The organism is Hymenobacter psoromatis (genome assembly GCF_020012125.1).
GTDB classification, from domain to species: domain Bacteria; phylum Bacteroidota; class Bacteroidia; order Cytophagales; family Hymenobacteraceae; genus Hymenobacter; species Hymenobacter psoromatis.
The window spans coordinates 3,700,223-3,719,204 of sequence record NZ_JAIFAG010000001.1 but is presented as its reverse complement, the minus strand read 5'-3'; the positions used below and the strand labels follow the sequence as shown (position 1 = coordinate 3,719,204).

General features: G+C 63.8%; 16 protein-coding genes, 1 tRNA gene and 1 riboswitch. Of the genes, 7 read left to right on the top strand and 10 right to left on the bottom strand.

Going from position 1 to position 18,982, the window contains the following annotated elements; translation table 11 throughout:
* Window positions 1-49 precede the first annotated feature (49 nt).
* The 3 genes from LC531_RS16025 to LC531_RS16015 all read right to left on the bottom strand — a co-directional run bounded on the left by LC531_RS16025 (window position 50) and on the right by LC531_RS16015 (window position 4,176).
* Window positions 50-2,179 carry a prolyl oligopeptidase family serine peptidase gene (locus LC531_RS16025; RefSeq protein WP_223652019.1) on the bottom strand — a complete coding sequence of 710 codons (2,130 nt, stop codon included), beginning with the start codon at window positions 2,177-2,179 and terminating at the stop codon, window positions 50-52.
* Between the two features lie 186 nt (window positions 2,180-2,365).
* Window positions 2,366-2,857 (bottom strand): methylated-DNA--[protein]-cysteine S-methyltransferase, encoded by a 492-nt coding sequence (locus tag LC531_RS16020; RefSeq protein WP_223652017.1) that lies wholly within the window; start codon window positions 2,855-2,857, stop codon window positions 2,366-2,368.
* 113 nt (window positions 2,858-2,970) lie between these two features.
* The gene (locus tag LC531_RS16015; RefSeq protein ID WP_223652015.1) at window positions 2,971-4,176 is read right to left on the bottom strand and encodes an amine oxidase; all 1,206 of its coding nucleotides are present in this window, start codon (window positions 4,174-4,176) and stop codon (window positions 2,971-2,973) included.
* Between the two features lie 493 nt (window positions 4,177-4,669).
* Here LC531_RS16015 and LC531_RS16010 point away from each other — a divergent pair, with 493 nt between their 5' ends.
* The 5 genes from LC531_RS16010 (at window position 4,670) to LC531_RS15990 (ending at window position 9,595) form a co-directional block, all read left to right on the top strand.
* The gene (locus tag LC531_RS16010; RefSeq protein ID WP_223652013.1) at window positions 4,670-6,622 is read left to right on the top strand and encodes a 7TM diverse intracellular signaling domain-containing protein; all 1,953 of its coding nucleotides are present in this window, start codon (window positions 4,670-4,672) and stop codon (window positions 6,620-6,622) included.
* Between the two features lie 208 nt (window positions 6,623-6,830).
* Window positions 6,831-7,493, top strand: coding sequence for a LuxR C-terminal-related transcriptional regulator (locus tag LC531_RS16005; RefSeq protein ID WP_223652011.1), 663 nt, complete (start codon window positions 6,831-6,833; stop codon window positions 7,491-7,493).
* A 158-nt stretch (window positions 7,494-7,651) separates the two neighbouring features.
* Window positions 7,652-7,915, top strand: a complete 264-nt coding sequence (locus tag LC531_RS16000; protein ID WP_223652009.1) for a hypothetical protein — start codon at window positions 7,652-7,654, stop codon at window positions 7,913-7,915.
* 33 nt (window positions 7,916-7,948) lie between these two features.
* Entirely contained in the window at window positions 7,949-9,334 is a 1,386-nt protein-coding gene (locus tag LC531_RS15995) for a DUF5723 family protein (protein WP_223652007.1), read from the top strand.
* Window positions 9,335-9,385: 51 nt separating this feature from the next.
* Window positions 9,386-9,595: a hypothetical protein gene (locus tag LC531_RS15990; protein ID WP_223652006.1), complete on the top strand. Its 210-nt coding sequence runs from the start codon at window positions 9,386-9,388 to the stop codon at window positions 9,593-9,595.
* Between the two features lie 184 nt (window positions 9,596-9,779).
* Here LC531_RS15990 and LC531_RS15985 read toward each other — a convergent pair.
* Window positions 9,780-9,852, bottom strand: a tRNA-Thr gene (locus tag LC531_RS15985).
* A 139-nt stretch (window positions 9,853-9,991) separates the two neighbouring features.
* On the opposite strand from LC531_RS15985, the gene LC531_RS15980 reads away from it, so the two are divergent.
* Window positions 9,992-10,423, top strand: coding sequence for a hypothetical protein (locus tag LC531_RS15980; protein ID WP_223652003.1), 432 nt, complete (start codon window positions 9,992-9,994; stop codon window positions 10,421-10,423).
* Window positions 10,424-10,447: 24 nt separating this feature from the next.
* On the opposite strand, the gene LC531_RS15975 is transcribed toward LC531_RS15980, so the two are convergent.
* On the bottom strand, window positions 10,448-11,356 hold the full coding sequence (locus LC531_RS15975; protein ID WP_223652001.1) for a S66 peptidase family protein: 909 nt from the start codon (window positions 11,354-11,356) through the stop codon (window positions 10,448-10,450).
* A gap of 215 nt (window positions 11,357-11,571) precedes the next feature.
* On the opposite strand from LC531_RS15975, the gene LC531_RS15970 reads away from it, so the two are divergent.
* Window positions 11,572-12,813 carry an alpha/beta hydrolase gene (locus LC531_RS15970; protein WP_223651999.1) on the top strand — a complete coding sequence of 414 codons (1,242 nt, stop codon included), beginning with the start codon at window positions 11,572-11,574 and terminating at the stop codon, window positions 12,811-12,813.
* Between the two features lie 10 nt (window positions 12,814-12,823).
* On the opposite strand, the gene LC531_RS15965 is transcribed toward LC531_RS15970, so the two are convergent.
* The 5 genes from LC531_RS15965 to LC531_RS15945 form a co-directional block, all read right to left on the bottom strand.
* Window positions 12,824-13,852 carry a homoserine O-acetyltransferase family protein gene (locus LC531_RS15965; RefSeq protein ID WP_223651998.1) on the bottom strand — a complete coding sequence of 343 codons (1,029 nt, stop codon included), beginning with the start codon at window positions 13,850-13,852 and terminating at the stop codon, window positions 12,824-12,826.
* A 96-nt stretch (window positions 13,853-13,948) separates the two neighbouring features.
* On the bottom strand, window positions 13,949-15,334 hold the full coding sequence (locus LC531_RS15960) for an O-acetylhomoserine aminocarboxypropyltransferase/cysteine synthase family protein (protein WP_223651996.1): 1,386 nt from the start codon (window positions 15,332-15,334) through the stop codon (window positions 13,949-13,951).
* Between the two features lie 63 nt (window positions 15,335-15,397).
* Window positions 15,398-16,096 carry a peroxiredoxin-like family protein gene (locus LC531_RS15955; RefSeq protein ID WP_223651993.1) on the bottom strand — a complete coding sequence of 233 codons (699 nt, stop codon included), beginning with the start codon at window positions 16,094-16,096 and terminating at the stop codon, window positions 15,398-15,400.
* Window positions 16,097-16,474: 378 nt separating this feature from the next.
* Window positions 16,475-16,592, bottom strand: a riboswitch (SAM riboswitch).
* 223 nt (window positions 16,593-16,815) lie between these two features.
* On the bottom strand, window positions 16,816-17,472 hold the full coding sequence (locus tag LC531_RS15950) for an OmpA family protein (RefSeq protein WP_223651991.1): 657 nt from the start codon (window positions 17,470-17,472) through the stop codon (window positions 16,816-16,818).
* Window positions 17,473-17,548: 76 nt separating this feature from the next.
* Window positions 17,549-18,973, bottom strand: a complete 1,425-nt coding sequence (locus tag LC531_RS15945; RefSeq protein ID WP_223651989.1) for an alpha/beta hydrolase — start codon at window positions 18,971-18,973, stop codon at window positions 17,549-17,551.
* Window positions 18,974-18,982: the final 9 nt, after the last annotated feature.

Here is an 18,982-nt window from a genome sequence, read left to right as displayed (position 1 = left end):
TAGAGATGCTTCGGCAAGCTCAGCATGACCGTTCTTTTTTATAATGTTCTTATTGTGCCAGCGGGTACTTCAGCCCCATGTTCTCAAACATGAACGCCCACTTATCAACTTGCTCACCAATGACTTGGGCCGTGGAGCGGCCCGCGCCGTGGCCGGCTTTGGTTTCGATGCGGATGAGCACCGGGGCCGGGCCCTGCTGGTCGGCCTGGAGGCGCGAGGCGAACTTGAACGAGTGCGCGGGCACCACGCGGTCGTCGTGGTCGGCAGTCGTGATGAGGGTAGCGGGGTAGGTGGCTGGCTTCAGGGCGTGGTAGGGCGAATATTTATACAAATACTGGAACATTTCGGGTGAGTCCTGGGCCGTGCCGTAGTCGTAGGCCCAGCCCGCGCCGGCCGTGAACTGGTTGTAGCGCAGCATATCCATCACGCCCACCGCCGGGAAAGCCACCTGAAACAGCTCCGGCCGCTGGCTCATGGTGGCCCCGATGAGGAGGCCGCCGTTGGAGGCCCCCGAAATGGCCAGGTAGTCCTTCGAGGTATAATTGCTCTTAACCAAGTACTCGGCTGCCGCGATGTAGTCGTCGAACACGTTCTGCTTCTTGAGCTTGGTGCCCGCGTTGTGCCAGCTTTCGCCGTACTCGCCGCCGCCGCGCAGGTTGGGCACGGCGTAGATGCCGCCGTTTTCGAGCAAAATGATATTGGAGGTGCTAAAGGCGGGCGTAATATTCACCCCGAAGCCGCCGTAGGCGTAGAGCAGGGTAGGGTTTTTGCCGTTCAGCGCCAAGCCCTTTTTATACGTCAGCAGCATCGGGATGCGCGTGCCGTCCTTGGAAGTGTAAAATACCTGCTTCGACTCGTATTTGCTCGGGTCGAACTGCACGCCGGATTTCTTGTAAACCGTGGATTGGCCGGTCACCAGGTCATATTTAAAAATGGTGGGCGGGTAGACGTAAGAGGTGAAGGTATAGTACGTTTCCTTATCCAGCAGCTTGCCGTTGAAGCCGCCCGCCGAGCCTACCCCCGGCAATTGGATGGTGCGCAGCTTCTTGCCGGCCAGGTCGTATTCTTCCACCAGCGAGGTCGCATCTTGGAGGTAAGTGGCGAAGATTTTGCCGCCTACCGTGCTCACGTCCAGCACGTTCTTGGTTTCGGGAATCAGGTTTTTCCAATTAGCTTCCTGGGGCGCGGCCGCGTCGGCGGTCACGAGCCGGAAATTGGGAGCCTGGTGGTTCGTGTAGACATAGAGCTTGCTGCCTACATTGTCTATCACTTGGTTGATGCTCTTTTCGTCGGGCACTACGTTCACGATGGCGCTGCCGGGCTTGCTCAGGTCCTGCAAATACAATTTATTACCGGTGGTGGTATTGGCGGCCGAGATGACCAAAAAGCGCTCGTCCTCCGTCACGCTGGCCCCCACGTAGCGGTTGGGGTCTTTTTCGCCGCCGAAGATGAGCTTATCGGTATTTTGGGGCGTGCCTAATTTATGGTAGAATAGCTTGTGAATCTGCGTTTTGCCGGCCAGCTGGCTGCCGGCCTTGGGCTTATCGTAGCTGCTATAGTAGAAGCCCGCGTTGCCCTTCCAGGCCAGGCCCGAAAACTTGACGTCCTTCAGCGTATCGCCCACGATGGTTTTGTCGCTGGTTTTCAACACAATCACCTTGCGCCAGTCAGAGCCGCCCTCCGAAATCTGGTAGGCCGCCAGGCTGCCATCGAGGGTGAAGTTGATGCCCGCCAGCGACGTCGTGCCGTCCTTGGAAAAGGTATTGGGGTCGAGAAACACCTCCGGCGCGCCGCTGCCCAGCTGCCGATACAGCACGTACTGGCTTTGCAGGCCGGTATTTTTGGAGAAATACGTGTACTTGCCCTCCTTGGTAGGCGAGGAGTATTTTTCATAATTCCAGAGCTTGGTGAGGCGCGTGCGAATGGCCTCGCGGAACGGAATCTTGCCCAAATAATCCTGCGTCACCTGGTTTTCGGCCTGCACCCACTCCTTGGTATCGGCAGCCTGGTCGTTTTCGAGCCAGCGGTAAGGGTCGGGCACTTTGGTGCCGAAGTAGGTGGTGGTGGTATCCACCTTCCGCGTCTCGGGGTAGGGTAGGGGCTTGATGGCCGCCATCGTTTGGGCGGCGGCCGGGCCGCCCGCCAGCAGCGCGGCCAGCAGTATGGCAAGGTTTTTCATGAGAAAAGCAAGAAGGTAGGGCCCGCAAAGTAAGCAGAATACGGGAGGCAACCAGTGTAAAGGGAACGGTCATGCTGATGAAGGAAGCATCTCGCCCGCTTCGTTGCAACGGCATTGCTTACTTGCGCGGGCGGGATGCTTCCTTCGTTAGCATAACCGCGCTTCTTTGCTGGCCAAACCAGCCACTCAGCCAAAAAGCGCGCCCTGGCGCTCGGGCCGCTCAAAGTCCAGCAGCCAGCGCTTGCGCAGCAGGCCGCCGGCGTAGCCGGTAAGCGCGCCATCGGCCCCCACCACGCGGTGGCAGGGCCACACAATGGCCAGCGGGTTCTGCCCATTGGCCGCGCCCACGGCCCGCACCGATTTCGGGTTATTCAAGAGCTGGGCCACGTCCAGGTACGAGGCCGTGCGGCCGTGCCCAATGCCCGCCAGCGCCGCCCACACTCGCCGCTGAAAGTCGGTGCCGCCAAGCGGCGCGCACGGCAAATCGAATTCGCGCAGCTCGCGGCCGAAATAGGCTTTTAATTGCTGATAAGGCGCTTGCAGGCAGGCAGCTACGGCCGCCGGGGGGGTAGGGGCCGGTGCCTCGCGGTCTACGAAGCCTACGGCGTGCAGGCCCGCGTCGGAGCCGCGCAAAGCCAGCATCCCAATGGGCGAGTATAAATGGGCGATGGCTTGCATAGCGCGTAGGGTAAGCTTTAGCTTGCCGACTGAACGAGTGTGAGGTAAACTTTAGTTTGCCGTAAATTACTGATTTCTGCAATAATACGGCAAGCTAAAGCTTACCCTACGCGCTACCCGGCCAGCACGCGCCGGGGCCGGGGGTTAGGAGCTTTAGGTATAGCCTGCCGCACCAGTTCTTGGGCTCGCAATAGGGCCGCGGCACTCTCCTGGTGCAGGTGGCGGCGGGGCGGGCCATCGGGCACTAATCCGGCATCCCAGAGACCGGAGCGGTGCCACTGGTCGAGGTGGTCCCAGTCGGGGCGGTCGATGATGGGGTAGAGGCACACCCCGAGCAGGGGTAGGCCCTTGCTTAGCGCCTGGGCGCACTCGCGGCCAATCATGTTCCACCACAGGGGCCGGTCTTCGCCGGGGTGGCTGGTTTCGGTAATCACGAAGGGGCGCTGGTAGCGCTTGTGCGCCTGGCGCAACAGCTCGCTAAGGGGCACCCAGCGGGGGTCCATCACGGGGTCGTTCCAGCCCAGGTGGCGGTGCGGGCGCAGCTGCCACTGGTTGTCGTAGTAGTAATTAAAGCCGATGATGTCGAGCAGGCTTTCGTGGCCGCCCAGCTCGGGGCACATGCGGCCCGAGAGGATGTCAATAGCCTGGAACTGGTCACGGTGCATCCGGCGGGCTTCGCGCTGATGGCTGACCCAGGGGTTGGGCGGGGCCACGATATTGATGAGCGGCTCAGTACTGAGAAAGCGGATACTTGGGTCGGCCTCGCGCAGGGCCCAACTACCCTCAATGTAGGCGCGCATCAGGCCGTATTTCACTTCCCAGCCCTGACCCACGCAGTAGGGCGAGGTGCCGCGCGCGTCGCCCCCCAGCCACGACATAAAGCTGACCTCATTGATGGGTGTGACAATGAGCGTGCCCTCGGGCCGCTCGGCGCGGTAAAAATCCACGAAGGCCCGGCACAGCGCCGCAAAGCGCCGCGCAAACATGGGGTGCAGCGGCGTCAGGTCGTCGGGGTAGCCGAAGTGGCACAAGTCCCACACCTGCTGAATGCCGTGGCGCTGCCCGGCTTGCAGCATCGTGCGCACCGTGCTGAAATCATACTGGTAGGGCGTTTTCTCAATCATCGCCCAGCGAATGCCTTCGCGCACAGTCTTGATGTTGAACGGCTTCAGGTCCTGGTAGTCTTCATCCAGCAGCTGCAAGTGGCCGGTGAGGGGTAAAAAATCCACCCGGTTGCCGAAGGCGTTGAGCTGGTCAGTGCATTCGTAGCCGCCCCACCAGAAGGAGGCGAACGGGTTGTCGGTCACTAGTTTTCCCATAATTTTTTTTAGTTCTTACTTGCTGATGTTGAGCCCGCGACAGTAGGAGGTAGGCCGCTACCCGGCCACTAGTAGGCGCGGCAGCGCTGCCTTCGTCAGCCCCCGCCAGCGCGGAAATGTTTTCGGCGAGCATGGCCCATAAACCCGTGCGACATGCCGCCGCGAATGCGCGACCGGCAAGAGCCCCGTGGGCCGCCAGGCCCCCGCGGCTAGCGAGTTTGGAAGATGCTGTTGACATAAACAACCTTTCTGTACGCGCCTGGCGGGGCCGGGGTTGGCGGCGGGCCGCCCGTATGCCGCGGGCCGGGGGGTAGGCGGCTCCCTAAAAATTACCTACAACTAGGTATTGCCTGGTCTACCCAACTGGCTGAACCTTTGCTGAAATGACCCGCGCCAGCCGGCCATGAGCGCCCAATAAGCATTTGGGAGTTAGCTTGTTACTTTAAGTGCAGGTTGAGGTAGAATTCCTGGCCCTATCCACGCCCCGTTGCCTATGCGCTACGCTTTACTTATTGGCTGGCTGTGGCTGCTGCCATTGGGGGCCGCGCTGGCCCGCCTCCCTACCTCCCCCGCGCCCGCCAACACCCTCCGGCTGCAAGCCCGCAATGACGGCCCCTGGCTGCCTTACTTCGCCTACTGCTTCGACCCCGGCGCGCAGTCCCTGAGCGGCGGCCGGGCGGCGGCCCTGTGGGCGGCGGGCCGCTTCCGGTCGATGCCGCCGGGCCGGGTGTTTCAGGCGGGCTTCACCCGCGACCGGCTGTGGCTGCGCGCCACGGTAGTGAACATGCTGCCCCAGCGCACGCGCTTCGTATGGAGCCTCTACTCGTTCGTGGATAGCGCGGCGCTGTTTGTGCAGCCCGATGGGCGGGGGCCGGCACGCTTCGTGGCCGGCACTAGCGGCCGGGTAGTGGCCAGGGCGCGGGGCTTTCCGGCGCGGGCCAGTTGCCTGCCCTTCTGGCTGGAAGCCCACGCCCAGGCCGTGGTGTACCTGGCCGTGGAAAACCACACCGGGGCCACCTACCTGCCCACCGACCTAACGACCACCGAAGATTTCCTGGCCTACGAGCAGGCTTTTTTCTTCACCAAAAACTGGACCTGGCTGCTGGGTTTCTACCTGGGCAGCGCCCTGCTCAGTCTACTGCTGTTTGCCTTCTTGCGCGACCGCCTCTACCTCTGGTACGGGGCTTACATCCTGTTCGGCACCTGGTTTTTGCTGATGGAAGACGGCCTCGATGCCTGGCTGCTGCCGCAGCCAGTGTATAGCCTGGGCTGGCAGCTGGGGCAGTATAGCCTGCTGCTGCTGGCCCTGGCCTGCCAGCTGCGGGTGCTGAGCCGGTTCGTGCGCCTGCGCCAGGGCTGGCCCCGCCTGCATCGCCTCAGCTGGGGGCTGAGCGGGCTGGCGGCCGCCGCCTCCCTGGCCTACGGGCTGCTGGTGCACCCGGTTAGCCGGGCGGGCGCGGGCGCGCTGGCCGCTCTCAACGGCAGCCGCGAGGCCGTGTTGTGGATAATGCTGGTGGGCGGCGGCCTGCTGCTGCTGGCCGTGGTCGTGCGGGGCCGCCGGCCGCAGCGCCGGCTGGCGGCCTCCTACGGCTTGGCCTACGCCTGCTTTTTTGGGGGTAGCCTTAATTTTATGCTCAATCGTTCGGGAGTGGTCAATATTCACCTGGTCAACCCCAACGCCCTGGCCTGGGGCCTGGCCCTGGAGCTGCTGTTGCTGAGCGCGCTGCTTCCGGCGCGCTTCCGGCAGGCCCAGCGCCAGAACGCCGACTGGCGCGTGCGCCACCTGCGCGAGCGCGCCGCCGCCGGCCAGCGCCTCATCGTGGCCCAGGAAGACGAGCGCGAGGCCCTGGCCCGCGAGCTGCACGATGCGCTGGCCCCCGGCCTCACGGCCCTGCACCTAGCCTGGCAGGGCCGGGCCGTGCGCCAGGCCCTCACCCACGGCCCGCCTGCCCTCACCGAGGCCCACGTGCACAGCGCGGCCCTGCTGCGCCAGTTGCGCCACGACGTGCGCGCCCTCAGCCACGCGCTGCTGCCCACGCCGCCCGGCGCGCCCCTACCCCTGCCCGAAGCCGTGGCCCTGCTCGCCGAAACCCTGAGCCTGACCGACGACGGCCCGCGCATCAGCTGCCACTGCGATGCCGCCGCCGCCGCCCTACCCCCACCCGTGCAGCAAGCCGCCTACCGCATGGTGGCCGAGCTGCTGCACAATGCCCTGCGCCACGCCCAGGCCCGCCACGTGCAGGTAGCGGTGCGCCGCCTGCCCACTACCCTGCTGTTGCGCGTGGCCGATGATGGCCTGGGCTTCGACCCGCAGGCCCCGCCGCCGCGCCGGGGTGGTCTGGGGCTGCGCGGCGTGCAGGCCCGCACGGGCTACCTGCGCGGCCAGGTGCGGGTGCGCAGCCAGCCCGGCCAGGGTACCACCGTGACGGTAGAGCTGCCCATCTGACTAAGCTCGCCGAGCCCCGACCAAGTGCCACAAAGTGGCAGGTAAGCCATCGGTCAAAAAAAAACCGGCACTTAAGGTAAAGTTAATGGACTGATGCTCAACCTATAAATTCAGCGCCTGAATGATTCTCAAAATGATGGATAAGGTAGCCGGGCCCATCCGCAAAACCGTGCTGACTAACTGACTCACTAACTTACTCCTTCGCCCCATGCCGTGCCGCCTGCTACTCGTTGATGACCACCCGGCCCTCACGCGCGGGCTGGCCGCGCTCTTCTGCCAGGAGCCGGATTTGGAAGTGAGCGGGCAGTTTGCCAGCGGCGAGGCGCTGCTGGCGTACCTGGAGGCCGGCCCTACCCCCCCCGCCAGCCTGCTATTGCTTGACCTGCACCTGCCCTCGCCTCACGACGGCCTGCGCCTGCTGCCGCTGCTACGCCGCCAGTGGCCGGCGCTGCGGGTGCTGGTGTTCAGCAGTGCCACTTCGCCGGTGCTGGTGGCGCAGGTGGCAACAGCAGGGGCGCACGGCTTCCTGGATAAGTCGGCCGAGGCCGATGCGCTGCTGGCCGCCATCCGGGCCGTGCACACGGGGCAACTCGTGTTTCCGGCGCGGGTGCGCACCCGCCCGCCCCTGCCCGGCCTACCCCCCGTGCCGGGGCAAGTCGATGCCGACGTGCTGCTGCGCCTGCGGCAGCTGTCGGCCCGCGAGCGCGAAATCGTGGGGCTGGTGCGCGAAGGGCTTTCGACCCGCGCCATCGCCGCCCGGCTCTCGCTGGCCGAGCTCACAGTCAGCACCCACCGCCGCAACCTGATGCAGAAGCTGGGTGTGCACGGCCTGGCCGAGCTAGTACGCTTTGCCCACGAGCATGGACTGTGAAAACGGGGCCCGGCAACTTGCTCTTTCGCTATAGGATAATCACCAGGAAAAAATTACCTAAAACTGGGTATTGTAGCTGGTTAAGGAGTGAGGGAGCTTTGTAGTGGGGGTTGGGCTACCGCATAGCCAGCCACCACTTACGCTCTCTTTCCTCAACTATGAAAACAAATAGTACTCCGCGTCGGAGCCGGGTAGCGGCGTGCCTGCTACCCGGTCTTTGGCTGCTGGCGGGCGCGATGCAGCCGGCCGCGGCGCAGAATTGGCTGGGCCTGGCCCAGAGCAACTACGGCGGCACCAACAGCGCCTACCTCAACCCCAGCGCCCTGGCCGACTCGCGCCTGAGTGCCTACCTGAACCTGGCCGGTGCCGGGGCCAGCTTCAACAATACTTACCTGCGCCTAAACCTGCCCCAGAAGCCCTAGGAAAGCGGCTTTTCTTTTAAAAAGGACTATCTAGTGGAGCAGGAGGGCCGTAGCGGGCCGCAGCAGGCCAGCGCCACCGCCGAGGTGCGCCTACCCTCCTTCATGCTGACGCTGGGGCCGCGCGCGGCCATCGCCTTCAGCAGCCGGGTGCGGGGCTTCGCGCAGGCCAGCGGCGTGAGCTACAGCCTGGCTCAGCTGGCGCGCTATGGCCTGGGCCAGGCCGACCAGCTGGGCCTGGCCAACCAGCTGCTCACCGACAACAGCTTCCACCTGGAGGCCAGCGCCTACCACGAGTTTGCCCTCACCTACGCCCGCACCTTCACCCCCAATACCACCCATTTTTTCAAGGGCGGCCTCACCCTGAAATACCTGGTAGGGCTGGGCGGCGGCTATGTGCGCAACGAGGGCGTGCAGTTTAAGGTGCTGGATAAGAACAGTATTGAGCTGCAAAGCCGCCAGCTCAGCTACGGCCTCACCGACTACCGGCTGTATGGGCAAAATGGCTTTACGGCGGGCTCGCTCTACGGCAACCAGCAGCTGGGCCGCGGCTACGGGGCCGACCTGGGCTTGACCTATGAGTGGCGGCCCGACTACGAGCAGCACAATTACCAGATGGATGGGCAGGACCGCCCCGACGACAGCCAGAACAAGTACCGTCTGCGCCTGGGCCTGGCCCTCACCGACCTCGGGGCCCTGGCCTACAATAACGACCAGCACGTGCGCCAGGGCCAACTGGCCAATACTGCCACGGTGCGCCTAAGCCAGCTCGATACGCTGAGATTCAAAACTTTGCAGTCAGTCGAAAACACGGCGCAGCGCCTGGTGGGCCTCAGCAGCACGAGCCGCGAATTCACAACCTACCTGCCGGCGGCCCTGCGCTTCACGGCCGACTACCAGGTGGCCGGCCACTTCTACGCCGGCCTGCTCTGGACCCAAAGCCTGCTGCCAGCGCGTAGCCTCGGCAGCCACACGGCCAGCCTGCTGGCCCTCACGCCGCGCCTCGAATTCAGTCGGGCCGAGCTGGCCCTGCCGGTGGTATGGGCCAATGGCTACCGGCAGCTGCAAGTGGGCGCGATGCTGCGGATGGGGCCGCTGGTGCTGGGCTCCGATAACCTGGGCGGCCTGCTGGGCCTGAGCACGGCCACCGGGGCCGATGTGTATTTTGGGCTGGCCCTGGCCCTGCGCCGCCACCGCCGCCCCGATAAGGATGGCGACGGCGTGAGTAACCGCTACGACAAGTGCCTCAAGGAAAAAGGCAGCTGGGCCACCCGCGGCTGCCCCGCACCCGCGCCGCCGAGTACACCGACTGAGGTGGCACCGCCTACCCCCCCGCCGTGGCCTGCACCCGCACCCAGCAAAAATCCGCCCTCGCCTCCGCCCACCGAAGCCCCACTTACGCCCGCGCCCGCGCCCAACTAGCCAAAGATTACTTTTTTATCCTTCCGCTTACCCACTCTTTCTCTTTTTGCTATGAACAAGTTGCTGACCCTCGTTTTTCTTGGCTTGCTGCTGGCCATCCTGCGCCTTTCGGCCCCTGCCCCCCACCACAAAGTGGCTCGCTTTGCGGCACCTACCCGCTACGCTGCCGGCCTGCCCGCTACTACTACCACTATACCGACCGGTAGCAAAGCCCTGGACGGTTACCTGAGCAGGCCCCGCTTGCTTGTCACTGCTCAATAACAGGCCGTGCCGTAAGGTTGCGGCTGCGCCCGCCCGAGTCCCCTAGCTTTTGGGGCTAGGGCACAGCTATAAGCTGCCAGGGGTTTCAGGGTTGGAAACCCCTGGGGCCAGACGTAAAAAACCCGGAAAACTGCCTTCACGACGTGAAAATCAGTTTTCCGGGCGTTCCGGTACTGCAAGTGTGAGCCGATTATTGGACTCGAACCAACGACCTGCTCATTACGAATGAGCTGCTCTACCAGCTGAGCTAAATCGGCAATGCCCGGCCAGCGAAGCCGCCGGGGCTGCAAAGATAAGGTGCCACGCCGCAGCCGCGCAACCTTAGGCAAAATTTTGCGCAACCCGGTAGGCCGCTTTGCGTCTGACTATGCGGCACCGCTAACCGCGCCTACCACCATGAGCATTCTGCGTTCTCTTGCCGCTGGCTTTGCCGGGGCTATTGTTCTCACCGCCCTGCACGAAACCGTGCGCCGCCTGCGCCCCCACGACGCCCCCCGTATGGACGTGCTCGGCGAGCGCGGCCTGCGCAAGCTGCTGCGCCTCGAAGACCTGCCGCAGCCCGACCACGCAACCGCCTACTCGGCTACCATGTTTGGCGACGTGCTTACCAACAGTCTCTACTACAGCCTAGTAGGGAGCGGCCGGCACAGCCTGGGCCGGGGGGTAGGGCTGGGCGTGGCGGCCGGGGTAGGCGGCGTGCTGCTACCCGGCCCGCTGGGACTGGGCACTGTCCCCAGCCGCCGCACCCCCCAAACCGAAGCCATGACCGTAGCCTGGTACACCATAGGCGGCCTGGTGGCCGGCCTGGCGGCAAGGCGCGGTAAATAGATAAATAAATAATAATTTTTCTGCTTACCCAATTGCCAATTCACTACCCCTTGGCCCTACGGTCAGGGTAGCCGCGCGGCCCACTACCAGCGCTCGGTTATCAGGCTCGTGGCCCACCGGGAAGCCATAACCCACGGGCCAGTCGTAGTGCAGCGCGTAGTGGTGAATAATCTCGTTCACCGTTTGGCCAAAGGGCACTACGTTGTCTTTTATCTCGGAAAAATGACCCACCACCAAGCCGGCCAGGCCGGCGAGCTGGCCGCTGCGATGCAGGTGCAGTAGCATCCGGTCGAGGTGATAGAGGTACTCATCAAGGTCTTCGATAAATAGGATGCGGCCCACGAAACTGGCCTGCGACGACGTGCCGGTGCTGGTGTGCAGCAGGCTCAGGTTGCCGCCCACTAGCTCACCGGTGGCCGTGCCGGGCCGGTTGAGGGGGTAGGGCGGCGCGGTGTACCTCACCGGCTCACCAAATAATACGCGGCGCAGGCTCTCGACCGCCGCCTCGCCGCCGGCCTGCCCAAAGAGCACCGGCATCACGCCGTGAATACTCTGGTAGCCCAGCCGCAGCAAGTGGCTGTTGAGCACGGTGATATCTGAAAAGCCTACTACCCACTTAGGCTGCTCGGCAAAGTGGCGAAAGTCCAGGGCATCGACTAGGCGGGCGGTGCCATAGCCGCCACGGGCGCAGAAAATAGCCCGGATGGCCGGGTCGTCGAGCTGGTGCTGAAAGTCGCGGCGGCGCAGGTCATCGTCGCCGGCAAACTGGTGGTGCGCCGCGTCGATGCTCTCGCCCAGCACTACCTCCAGGCCCCAGGCGCGCAGCATTTGCATGGCCGGCTCGATTTCAGCAGTGCTGATTTTGCGGGCCGGGGCCACCAGCGCCACGCGCTGGCCAGCTACCAAAAACGGCGGAGCAATGCTAGAAGACATAAGCAAAAGCAGCGGCCATAATCAGCCGCTAGTGTACAAAGAAACCACCGGGCGGTGGGTAGCGCCGCGGCCCCATCCGCCCGGCGCGGTTTCGAGGCCCGTGAACGCTGGCCCCGAAACTGGGCCGGACTGTCATTGCCAAGCTAGCCGGCGGGCGTATCTTCCTGCTCCAACCTATTCGCCGCTTGGCAATCACTTTTTTTACTCGCTACTTTATGAAATCACTTTTTCGCCTTTTGAGTGCGTTGCTGCTGCTGGCCGGCCCCGGCCGGGCGCTGGCGCAAGTTGCCCCGCCTGACACCACCGGCGGGCGCTACTACCAGCCGATTTTTACCAACGTCACGGTTACGAGCAACGTGGCCTACGGCTCGGCTACTACTTACCTGGGTGCTACCCAGCAGCTGCTGCTCGACGTGTATCAGCCCACCGGCGACACGGTGGCGCGCCGGCCGCTGCTCATTTTCGCGCACCAAGGGGGCTTTGTAACGGGCTCAAAGACAGATGCCTATATGGTAAGTATCTGCACCCGTATGGCGAAGCTGGGCTACGTGGCGGCCAGCATCGAGTACCGGCTGCTCTTCCCGCTGACGGGCATCGCCGCGCCCGCCGATACGGTGGGCTTGGCCCAGGCCGCCATCCGGGCTATGCAGGATATGCGGGCCGCCGTGCGCTTTTTCCGCCAGGATGCGGCCACCGCCAAGGCGTACCGCGTGCACGGCGGCTATATCGTGGTGGGCGGCTCGTCGGCCGGGGCCTTCGCAGCCCTCGAAACCGGCTACCTCGATAAGCCCAGCGAAGTGCCCACCTACGTCGGCCTGGCCGCGCTGGGTGGCATTGAGGGCACCGGCGGCAACGCCGGTTTCAGCAGTGCCGTAGCCGCCGTCATCAGCCTGAGCGGGGCCACTGAAAGCCCGAGCATCATCGAGGCCGGCAACGCGCCATTGTGCAGCGTGCACGGCAACGCCGACCGCACGGTACCCTACTTCCAGGGTAAAATCGGCTCCCTGCTACCCCCCAAGTACGTGTACGGTAGTGGCCGCCTTAACCCCCGCGCCACGGCCGTGGGCATCCGCAACACCCTGCGTACCCTCCAGGGCGCGGGCCACATTCCGTTCGAGAATAACGCCCAGTACGCCGACACAGCCTTCTGGACCATTCGTGATTTCCTGCGGCCGATTCTGCGACTGCCCGGTACCGCGCTGGCGGCGCGCTCGGCCGCAACGGCCGCGCCCCTGGCCTCGGCCTACCCCCTGCCCGCCCGCGACTACGTGCAGCTGGCCCTACCCCCCACCTGGCGCGCGCTTGGCGAAGCCGACCTGCTCGACCCGCTGGGCCGCGTGGTGCGCCGCCTCGCACCCACGGCCCAACTCTGGCAGGTGCCGCGCGGCGGCCTGGCCGCCGGCAGCTACTGGCTACGCTTCGCCGGGCAGGTTCCGGTACGGGTAGTATTTGAGTAGGGGTAGTTGATTAACAATCAACTACCAAATAAAACCGCTCTAACTGCTCGCTTATTTGCTTGGTTTCCAGCAGAAAGCCATCGTGCCCGTAGTCTGACTCTAGCTCGCCATAGCTGGCCCCGGCGATGCCCTGGGCCAACTCGCGTTGCTCATCAAGGGGAAAAAGCACGTCGGACGTGATGCCCAGCACCAGCGTGTGGGCCCGGATGCGGGCCAGCGCCGGCCCTACCCCCCCGCGGCCGCGGCCCAGGTGGTGGGTGTCCATTGCCCGGCTCAGGGTTACGTAGCTATACGCATTGAAGCGGGCCACGAGCTTGTCGCCCTGGTAGCGCTGGTAGCTACTGGCGCGGTAGTCGCGCAGGCGTGGGTCGGCCTCGTCGTCAGTTTGGGTGGCATTATAGGCCGCGTAGCCGCGATAGCTAAGCAGGGCCACGGCGCGGGCGGCGCGCAGGCCCGCGCTACCCCCCTCCGGCGCGTGGGCCAGGTAAGTAGGGTCGGCCTCGATGGCCAGTCGCTGCGCCTCATTAAAAGCAATGCCCCAGGCCGAATGCCGGGCATTGGTAGCAATAACTACCAGGTGCTGAATAACTTCGGGCTGGGCCACGGCCCATTCTAAGGCCTGCTGCCCGCCCAGCGAGCCGCCGATGAGCGTGTGAATACTGCCTAGCCCCAGGTGCTGCCGCAGCGCCTCATGCGCCGCCGCCAGGTCGCGGATGGTGAGCAGCGGAAACGCCTCATAGCGCGGCGCGCCGGTGGTCGGGTCGGAGCTGAGCGGGCTGGTACTGCCGTAGCACGAGCCCAGCACGTTGGCGCACACGATGTACCAGTGGGCGGGGTCAAAAAAGCAGCCCGGCCCAAACAGGCCCGCCCACCAGTCCAGCACGTCGGCGTTGGCCGTCAGGGCGTGGCACACCCACACCACGTTGTCGCGCGCGGCGTTGAGCTGACCCCAGGTGCGGTAGGCCACCTGCGCGCCGGCCAGCGCGGCCCCGCTCTCCAGCGGCAGGGGGGTAGGGAGGGGAAAAGATAACTCGGGCATAACGGCGGATAGGATAGCGGGCGAGGGAAAGGCACTACAACGCAAAATGGTGCCCCCGCCCAAAGGCAGTGGCACCATTGCTAAGAGCTTGATAATCTATACTTCGAGCGGTTGGGCGTGCTCCGGCTCGGGCTCGGGAATTGTATCCACAGCCTCGTCCTTCCCCTTAGGCACGGCGGCCGTAGCGGCGGCGATGGCCTGCGCCAGGTCGGCGAGAATATCCTCAATGTGCTCGATGCCCACCGATAGGCGCAGTAGCGTAGGCGTGACGCCCGAGGCGTGCTGCTCGGCTTCGCTCAGCTGCTGGTGGGTAGTGGCCGCCGGCTGAATAATGAGCGTCTTGGCATCGCCCACGTTGGCCAGGTGGCTGATGAGCTTCAGGTTATCAATCAGGGCCGTGGCCGTTTCCTTGCTGCCGTGCAGCACAAACGACAGCACTCCGCCGAAGCCGCGCTTCAGGTACTTGGCCGCGTTTTTATGGTGCGGGCTGCTGGGCAGGCCGGGGTAGTTCACGCTGGCCACTTCGGGCTGCTGCTCCAGCCACTGCGCTACTTTGAGAGTATTCTCCACGGTGCGCTCTAGCCGCAGACTCAGGGTTTCGACGCCTTGCAGCAGCAAAAACGAGTTGAATGGGCTTTGTGCGGGGCCAAAGTCGCGCAGCCCTTCTACCCGCGCCCGAATGATGAAGGCAATGTTGCCAAACGGCCCGTTTTTACCAAACACGTCGTTGAAAACCAGCCCGTGGTAGCCCTCGCTGGGCTCCGTAAACTGCGGGTACTTGCCGTTGCCGAAGTCGTAGGTGCCGCCGTCCACAATCACGCCGCCGATGCTGGTGCCGTGGCCGCCAATCCACTTCGTGGCCGACTCCACCACGATGTTCGCGCCGTGCTCCAGAGGCCGGAACAGGTAGCCGCCCGCCCCGAACGTATTATCCACCACCAGCGGAATATCGTGCTTCTTGGCCACCGCCGCCAGGCGCTCAAAATCGGGCACGCTGAACGCCCCGTTGCCAATGCTCTCGACGTAAAGGGCGCGCGTCCGGTCATCAATCAGCGCCTCGATGCTGTCCACATCGTCTCCTTCGGCGAAGCGCGCCTCGATGCCAATGCGCTTGAACGCCACCTTAAACTGGTTGTAGGTGCCGCCGTAGAGGTAGGAGCTGGAAACTAGGTTATCGCCGGGCTGCAGGATATTGTTGAGCGCGATAAACTGCGCCGCCTGCCCCGAGCCCACGGCCAGCGCCGCCACCCCGCCTTCGAGCGCCGCAATGCGCTGCTCAAACACGTCGGTAGTCGGGTTCATGAGGCGGGTGTAAATGTTGCCAAACTCCTTAAGGGCAAACAGGTTAGCACCATGCTCCGCGTTCTTAAACACGAAGCTGGTGGTTTGGTGAATGGGCACCGCCCGCGAGCCGGTGGTGGGGTCGGGCTGCTGCCCGGCGTGCAGTTGCAGCGTCTCGAAATGAAGGGTTGGAGTAGCCATGAGAAGAAGAACAAAAAGATATTAAAGCTGAAAATCAAGTAGAAGTAATGCGCAGTTGCTAGTCTAAGCCGGCACAGTGGCTGGTAGTCGCGCCAGCTCGGTCAGCAGAGCGGCCGGGTCGGGCCGGTGCTTAAAATTGGCCTCCACCTGCGCCCAGGCAATCAGGCCGTCGGGGCCAATGAGGAAGGTGGCCGTAAGCGGCAGCTCATCGTCGGCAGTGCCATTGTAAGCGGCCAGGTCGATGCCGACGCTGCGCAGGGTGTCGGCCACGTCAGCCCCTACCCCGTAGGCCAGGCCGTACTGCCGGGCCACGGCGTTGCCGGCATCGCTCAGCACCGGAAAGGTTAGGTCTTTCTCGTTGGCCGTCAGGCTGGTAAAGTCAGGCGTTTGGGGCGATATAGCTACCAGCGTGGCCCCGTGGCGGGCCAGTTCGGGCAGGGCCAGCTGGTAGGCGCGCAGCTGCACGCTGCAAAAGGGGCACCAGTTGCCGCGGTAAAACGTGAGCACCACTGGGCCTTGCTTCAGCAGCTCAGCCAGGGTCTGGGGCTGGCCGCTGGCATCGGGCAGGGTGAAGTTGGGCGCTGGCTGACCGGCGGCTAGGGCGTGGCGGGCAATGCCGGCAGCTTCGGTGCGGGCGATGCCCGCGTCGATGCCGCGTGCAGCGGCGGGGGGTAGGGCGGTGGCCAGGTGCTGAGCCGTGGCGGCCAGGGCCTGCTGAAAAGCCGACGCGGAAAATAGGGAAGCGGAAACGGGGGCAGACATAAAAAAGTTGAGGAAAAACAACGGCGGGAAGAAGGGTTTTTAAGCTTCGTGCTGCTGGCTGTTTGGCGGCTTCCGGGAAGTTGTTTCTCAGGTAGTCTTTTTAAGAATGCTTGGCAGTCAATAGATTGGCTTCTGCCAATCACGCCAAGCTGCCTGCGCCGGGGCTAAGCCAGCCGGCGGCAACACTACCCACGAAAAGAAGCGGAGCAAACAGCGCCGAAAGCGTTAGCCTCGGCAACAACAGCACCCGCGCATTCGCCGCATGGCGGGGGCCGGGCCGGCCACAATAGCTAGCAACAGGTTTTCCGGGCCGAGCGCTAAAGCGGCGGCGGCGGAGCGGGGGGTAGCGAAAAAAGTGGGGTGTGCCATGTGGTACTCGGTTTATAGCCCCCCAGGCCGCACACAGCGGCTACCGGGGTAGGAATTGGCACCTTTCAGCGGGTGAAGGTTGCCAGCGGGTCACGGAGCCTAATCTCTCGCCGCTTCTGTATAAAACATCTCAAAACTGCCCTGCCTGCTACGGGGAAGTACCGAATTGGTACGGGCAAAGATAGGAGCCGCGCCGTAATTCCCAAATTTGTCCGAAAAAAAGTTGGCGGCCTGCTACCAAAAAAAGAGGCTGCCCCACCGGAACAGCCTCTTTTTTGGCAATAGCGCAGCAAAATTCTAATTTTCAGCGCGTTTCCGCGCCAGCTGCTTCATCTGCAAAGTCTGCGGTTTTAGCGCACGCGCACGGCAATCTCCACCCGGCGGTTTTCCTGGCGGCCGGCGGCCGTAGCGTTGGTCGCCACGGGCTGCGTTTCGCCAAACGACTCGGTGGTGAGGTGGTCTGCCGGTAGCTTGTCGGTCGTCACCAGGTAGTTTTTTACGGCCTCGGCCCGCTCCTTACCCAACTCCTTGTTATAAGCCTTGTCGCCGCGCGCGTCGGCGAAGCCCAGTACGCGCACGTCTTTGCCAGCGTAACGCTTGGTAATAGATTCGCTGATTTGCTTGAGTGCTGCCGCGGCACTCGACTTCACAACAGCCTTATTGGTATCGAAAAGCACTTTTTCATCGACACCATACACCTGGTAGTCTTCGTTGCCGCGCACCGTGACGCCCGAGAGGTTGACTTCGGGCAGTTTCACGTCGGCGAGCTTGGCCTTAGTCATGTCGAAAGCATTGCTAATAGCAGTGCCAGCCTTGCTGGCGGTGCTATCAATGGCACTGGCCGCGCCAGCGGCCACCTGGCCGGGAGTAGCGCCCGTGCGGGCTACTACGGCCGTATCGGCGGTAGCCTCCCCGAGCGTATTTTTCTCGTCCGATTTTTTGAGGTTGTTGCAGCTGCTGGCCAGCAGAAGCGTCGCAGCTAGCAAGGAATAAGTGATTTTGGTCATGAGGGTAGGTAAGAAAGCGTAAAGTCAGCCCAAGGCTAACTGGGAAAGAACACGCTCCCTTACGAGTACTTAGGCGTTAGTGTTGAGCCTGAATTCCGGCCCCCGGCGCGGGCGGCCCACCCGTTTGGGCCACTACCCAGGTTCGAATGGCCTCTTGCGCGGCGGGTGAGAAGACGGCCTGCGGCTCGCCCGCCACGATGGGCCACTGGTCGCGGTCGGCCTGAAATAAGTGATTGACTCCCGGTAGCTTATGGGTCGTTACGTCCTTATTGCCTTTGAGCCCTTTGACCAGTACCGCCAGGTTATCATCGGGATTGAGCAGCTGGTCGGTGCTGCCGTAGAGCAGCAGCACGGGGCACGCCACCTGCGGCAAGCTCGCGGCCGGATTAGAAGACAAAAAAGCCCGGTAGGGCACGGTCGTCAGCTCGGCGGCCCGTGCCTGCGCGGTTGTTTCATCGAGCACCGGGTTATCCTTCTTCAGCATCTCGGCCACGATGGCCCGCGCCTGGCTGCGGTTGATGGTTTGCCGGATAGCGTCGATGATAAGCTGGTAGCGCTTAAGCGCGCCCGCCAGCTCGTTGGCGGGCATTTGCAGGTTGCGCAGGGCTATTTCGCGCTGTTTCATGGCAATATCGCTGCCCAGCAGGCCATTGGGGGCCAGCCCTACCACGAAGGCGGGGGGCTGCGAGCCGGCGGCGGCCAGTAGGGCCACGTTGCCTCCTTCGCCGTGGCCCACCAGGCCCAGCTGGCTCGACAGCAGCTCGGGGCGGGTGCGCAAAAAAGCCAGCGCCGCTTGGGCATCACCCACCAGCTCGGTGGTCGTGGCCTGGGCGGCCTCGCCGCCCGACTGCCCGGTGCCGCGGTCGTCGAAGCGCAGCACGGCGATGCCGCGCCGGGTCAAGTAGTCGGCCAGCTGGCCCAGCGGCGCGTAGTCGCCCACGGTGCCGTTGCGGTCCTGCGCGCCGATATCGCTGAGCATAGCCACGGCCGGAAACGGCCCTACCCCCGCCGGCACGGTGAGGGTGCCGGCCAGTTGCGGGCCAGCCGTGCCGTTGGCAAAGCTCACGTGCTCTTCGTGGTAGGGGGGGGTAAGGCGCGTGGCCACGCGGGCCAGGGCCGTGCGGGTCAAGCTCATGGGCACGCGCAGGCCGGGCTGCCGCCAGGTGCCTTGCAACTGGCCGCCATCGGGCAGCAGCAGGCCGTCGAAGCGGCTACCGGCTTCGGCCGAGACGAAGTGCACCGAGTCGGCGCTCGTCGTGACCAGCACGGCCAGGTTACTGACCTTCTGCATGGGCACGTCGAGGGTGGCGAAGTACTCGCCGCTGCTGAGCCGAACCAAGCGAAAAACCACTTCGAGCTGCCCACCGGGAAATTGCAGTGGTCCTTTCCACAAGCCTTCGAGCGAGGTATCGGCGGGCCGGGAGGCGCTCCGGCCAGGGAGGGCCAGCGCCAGCAAAAAAATCAGCAAACCGTAAAAATAAATTCGGGTAGCAGTCATCATACGTACTAA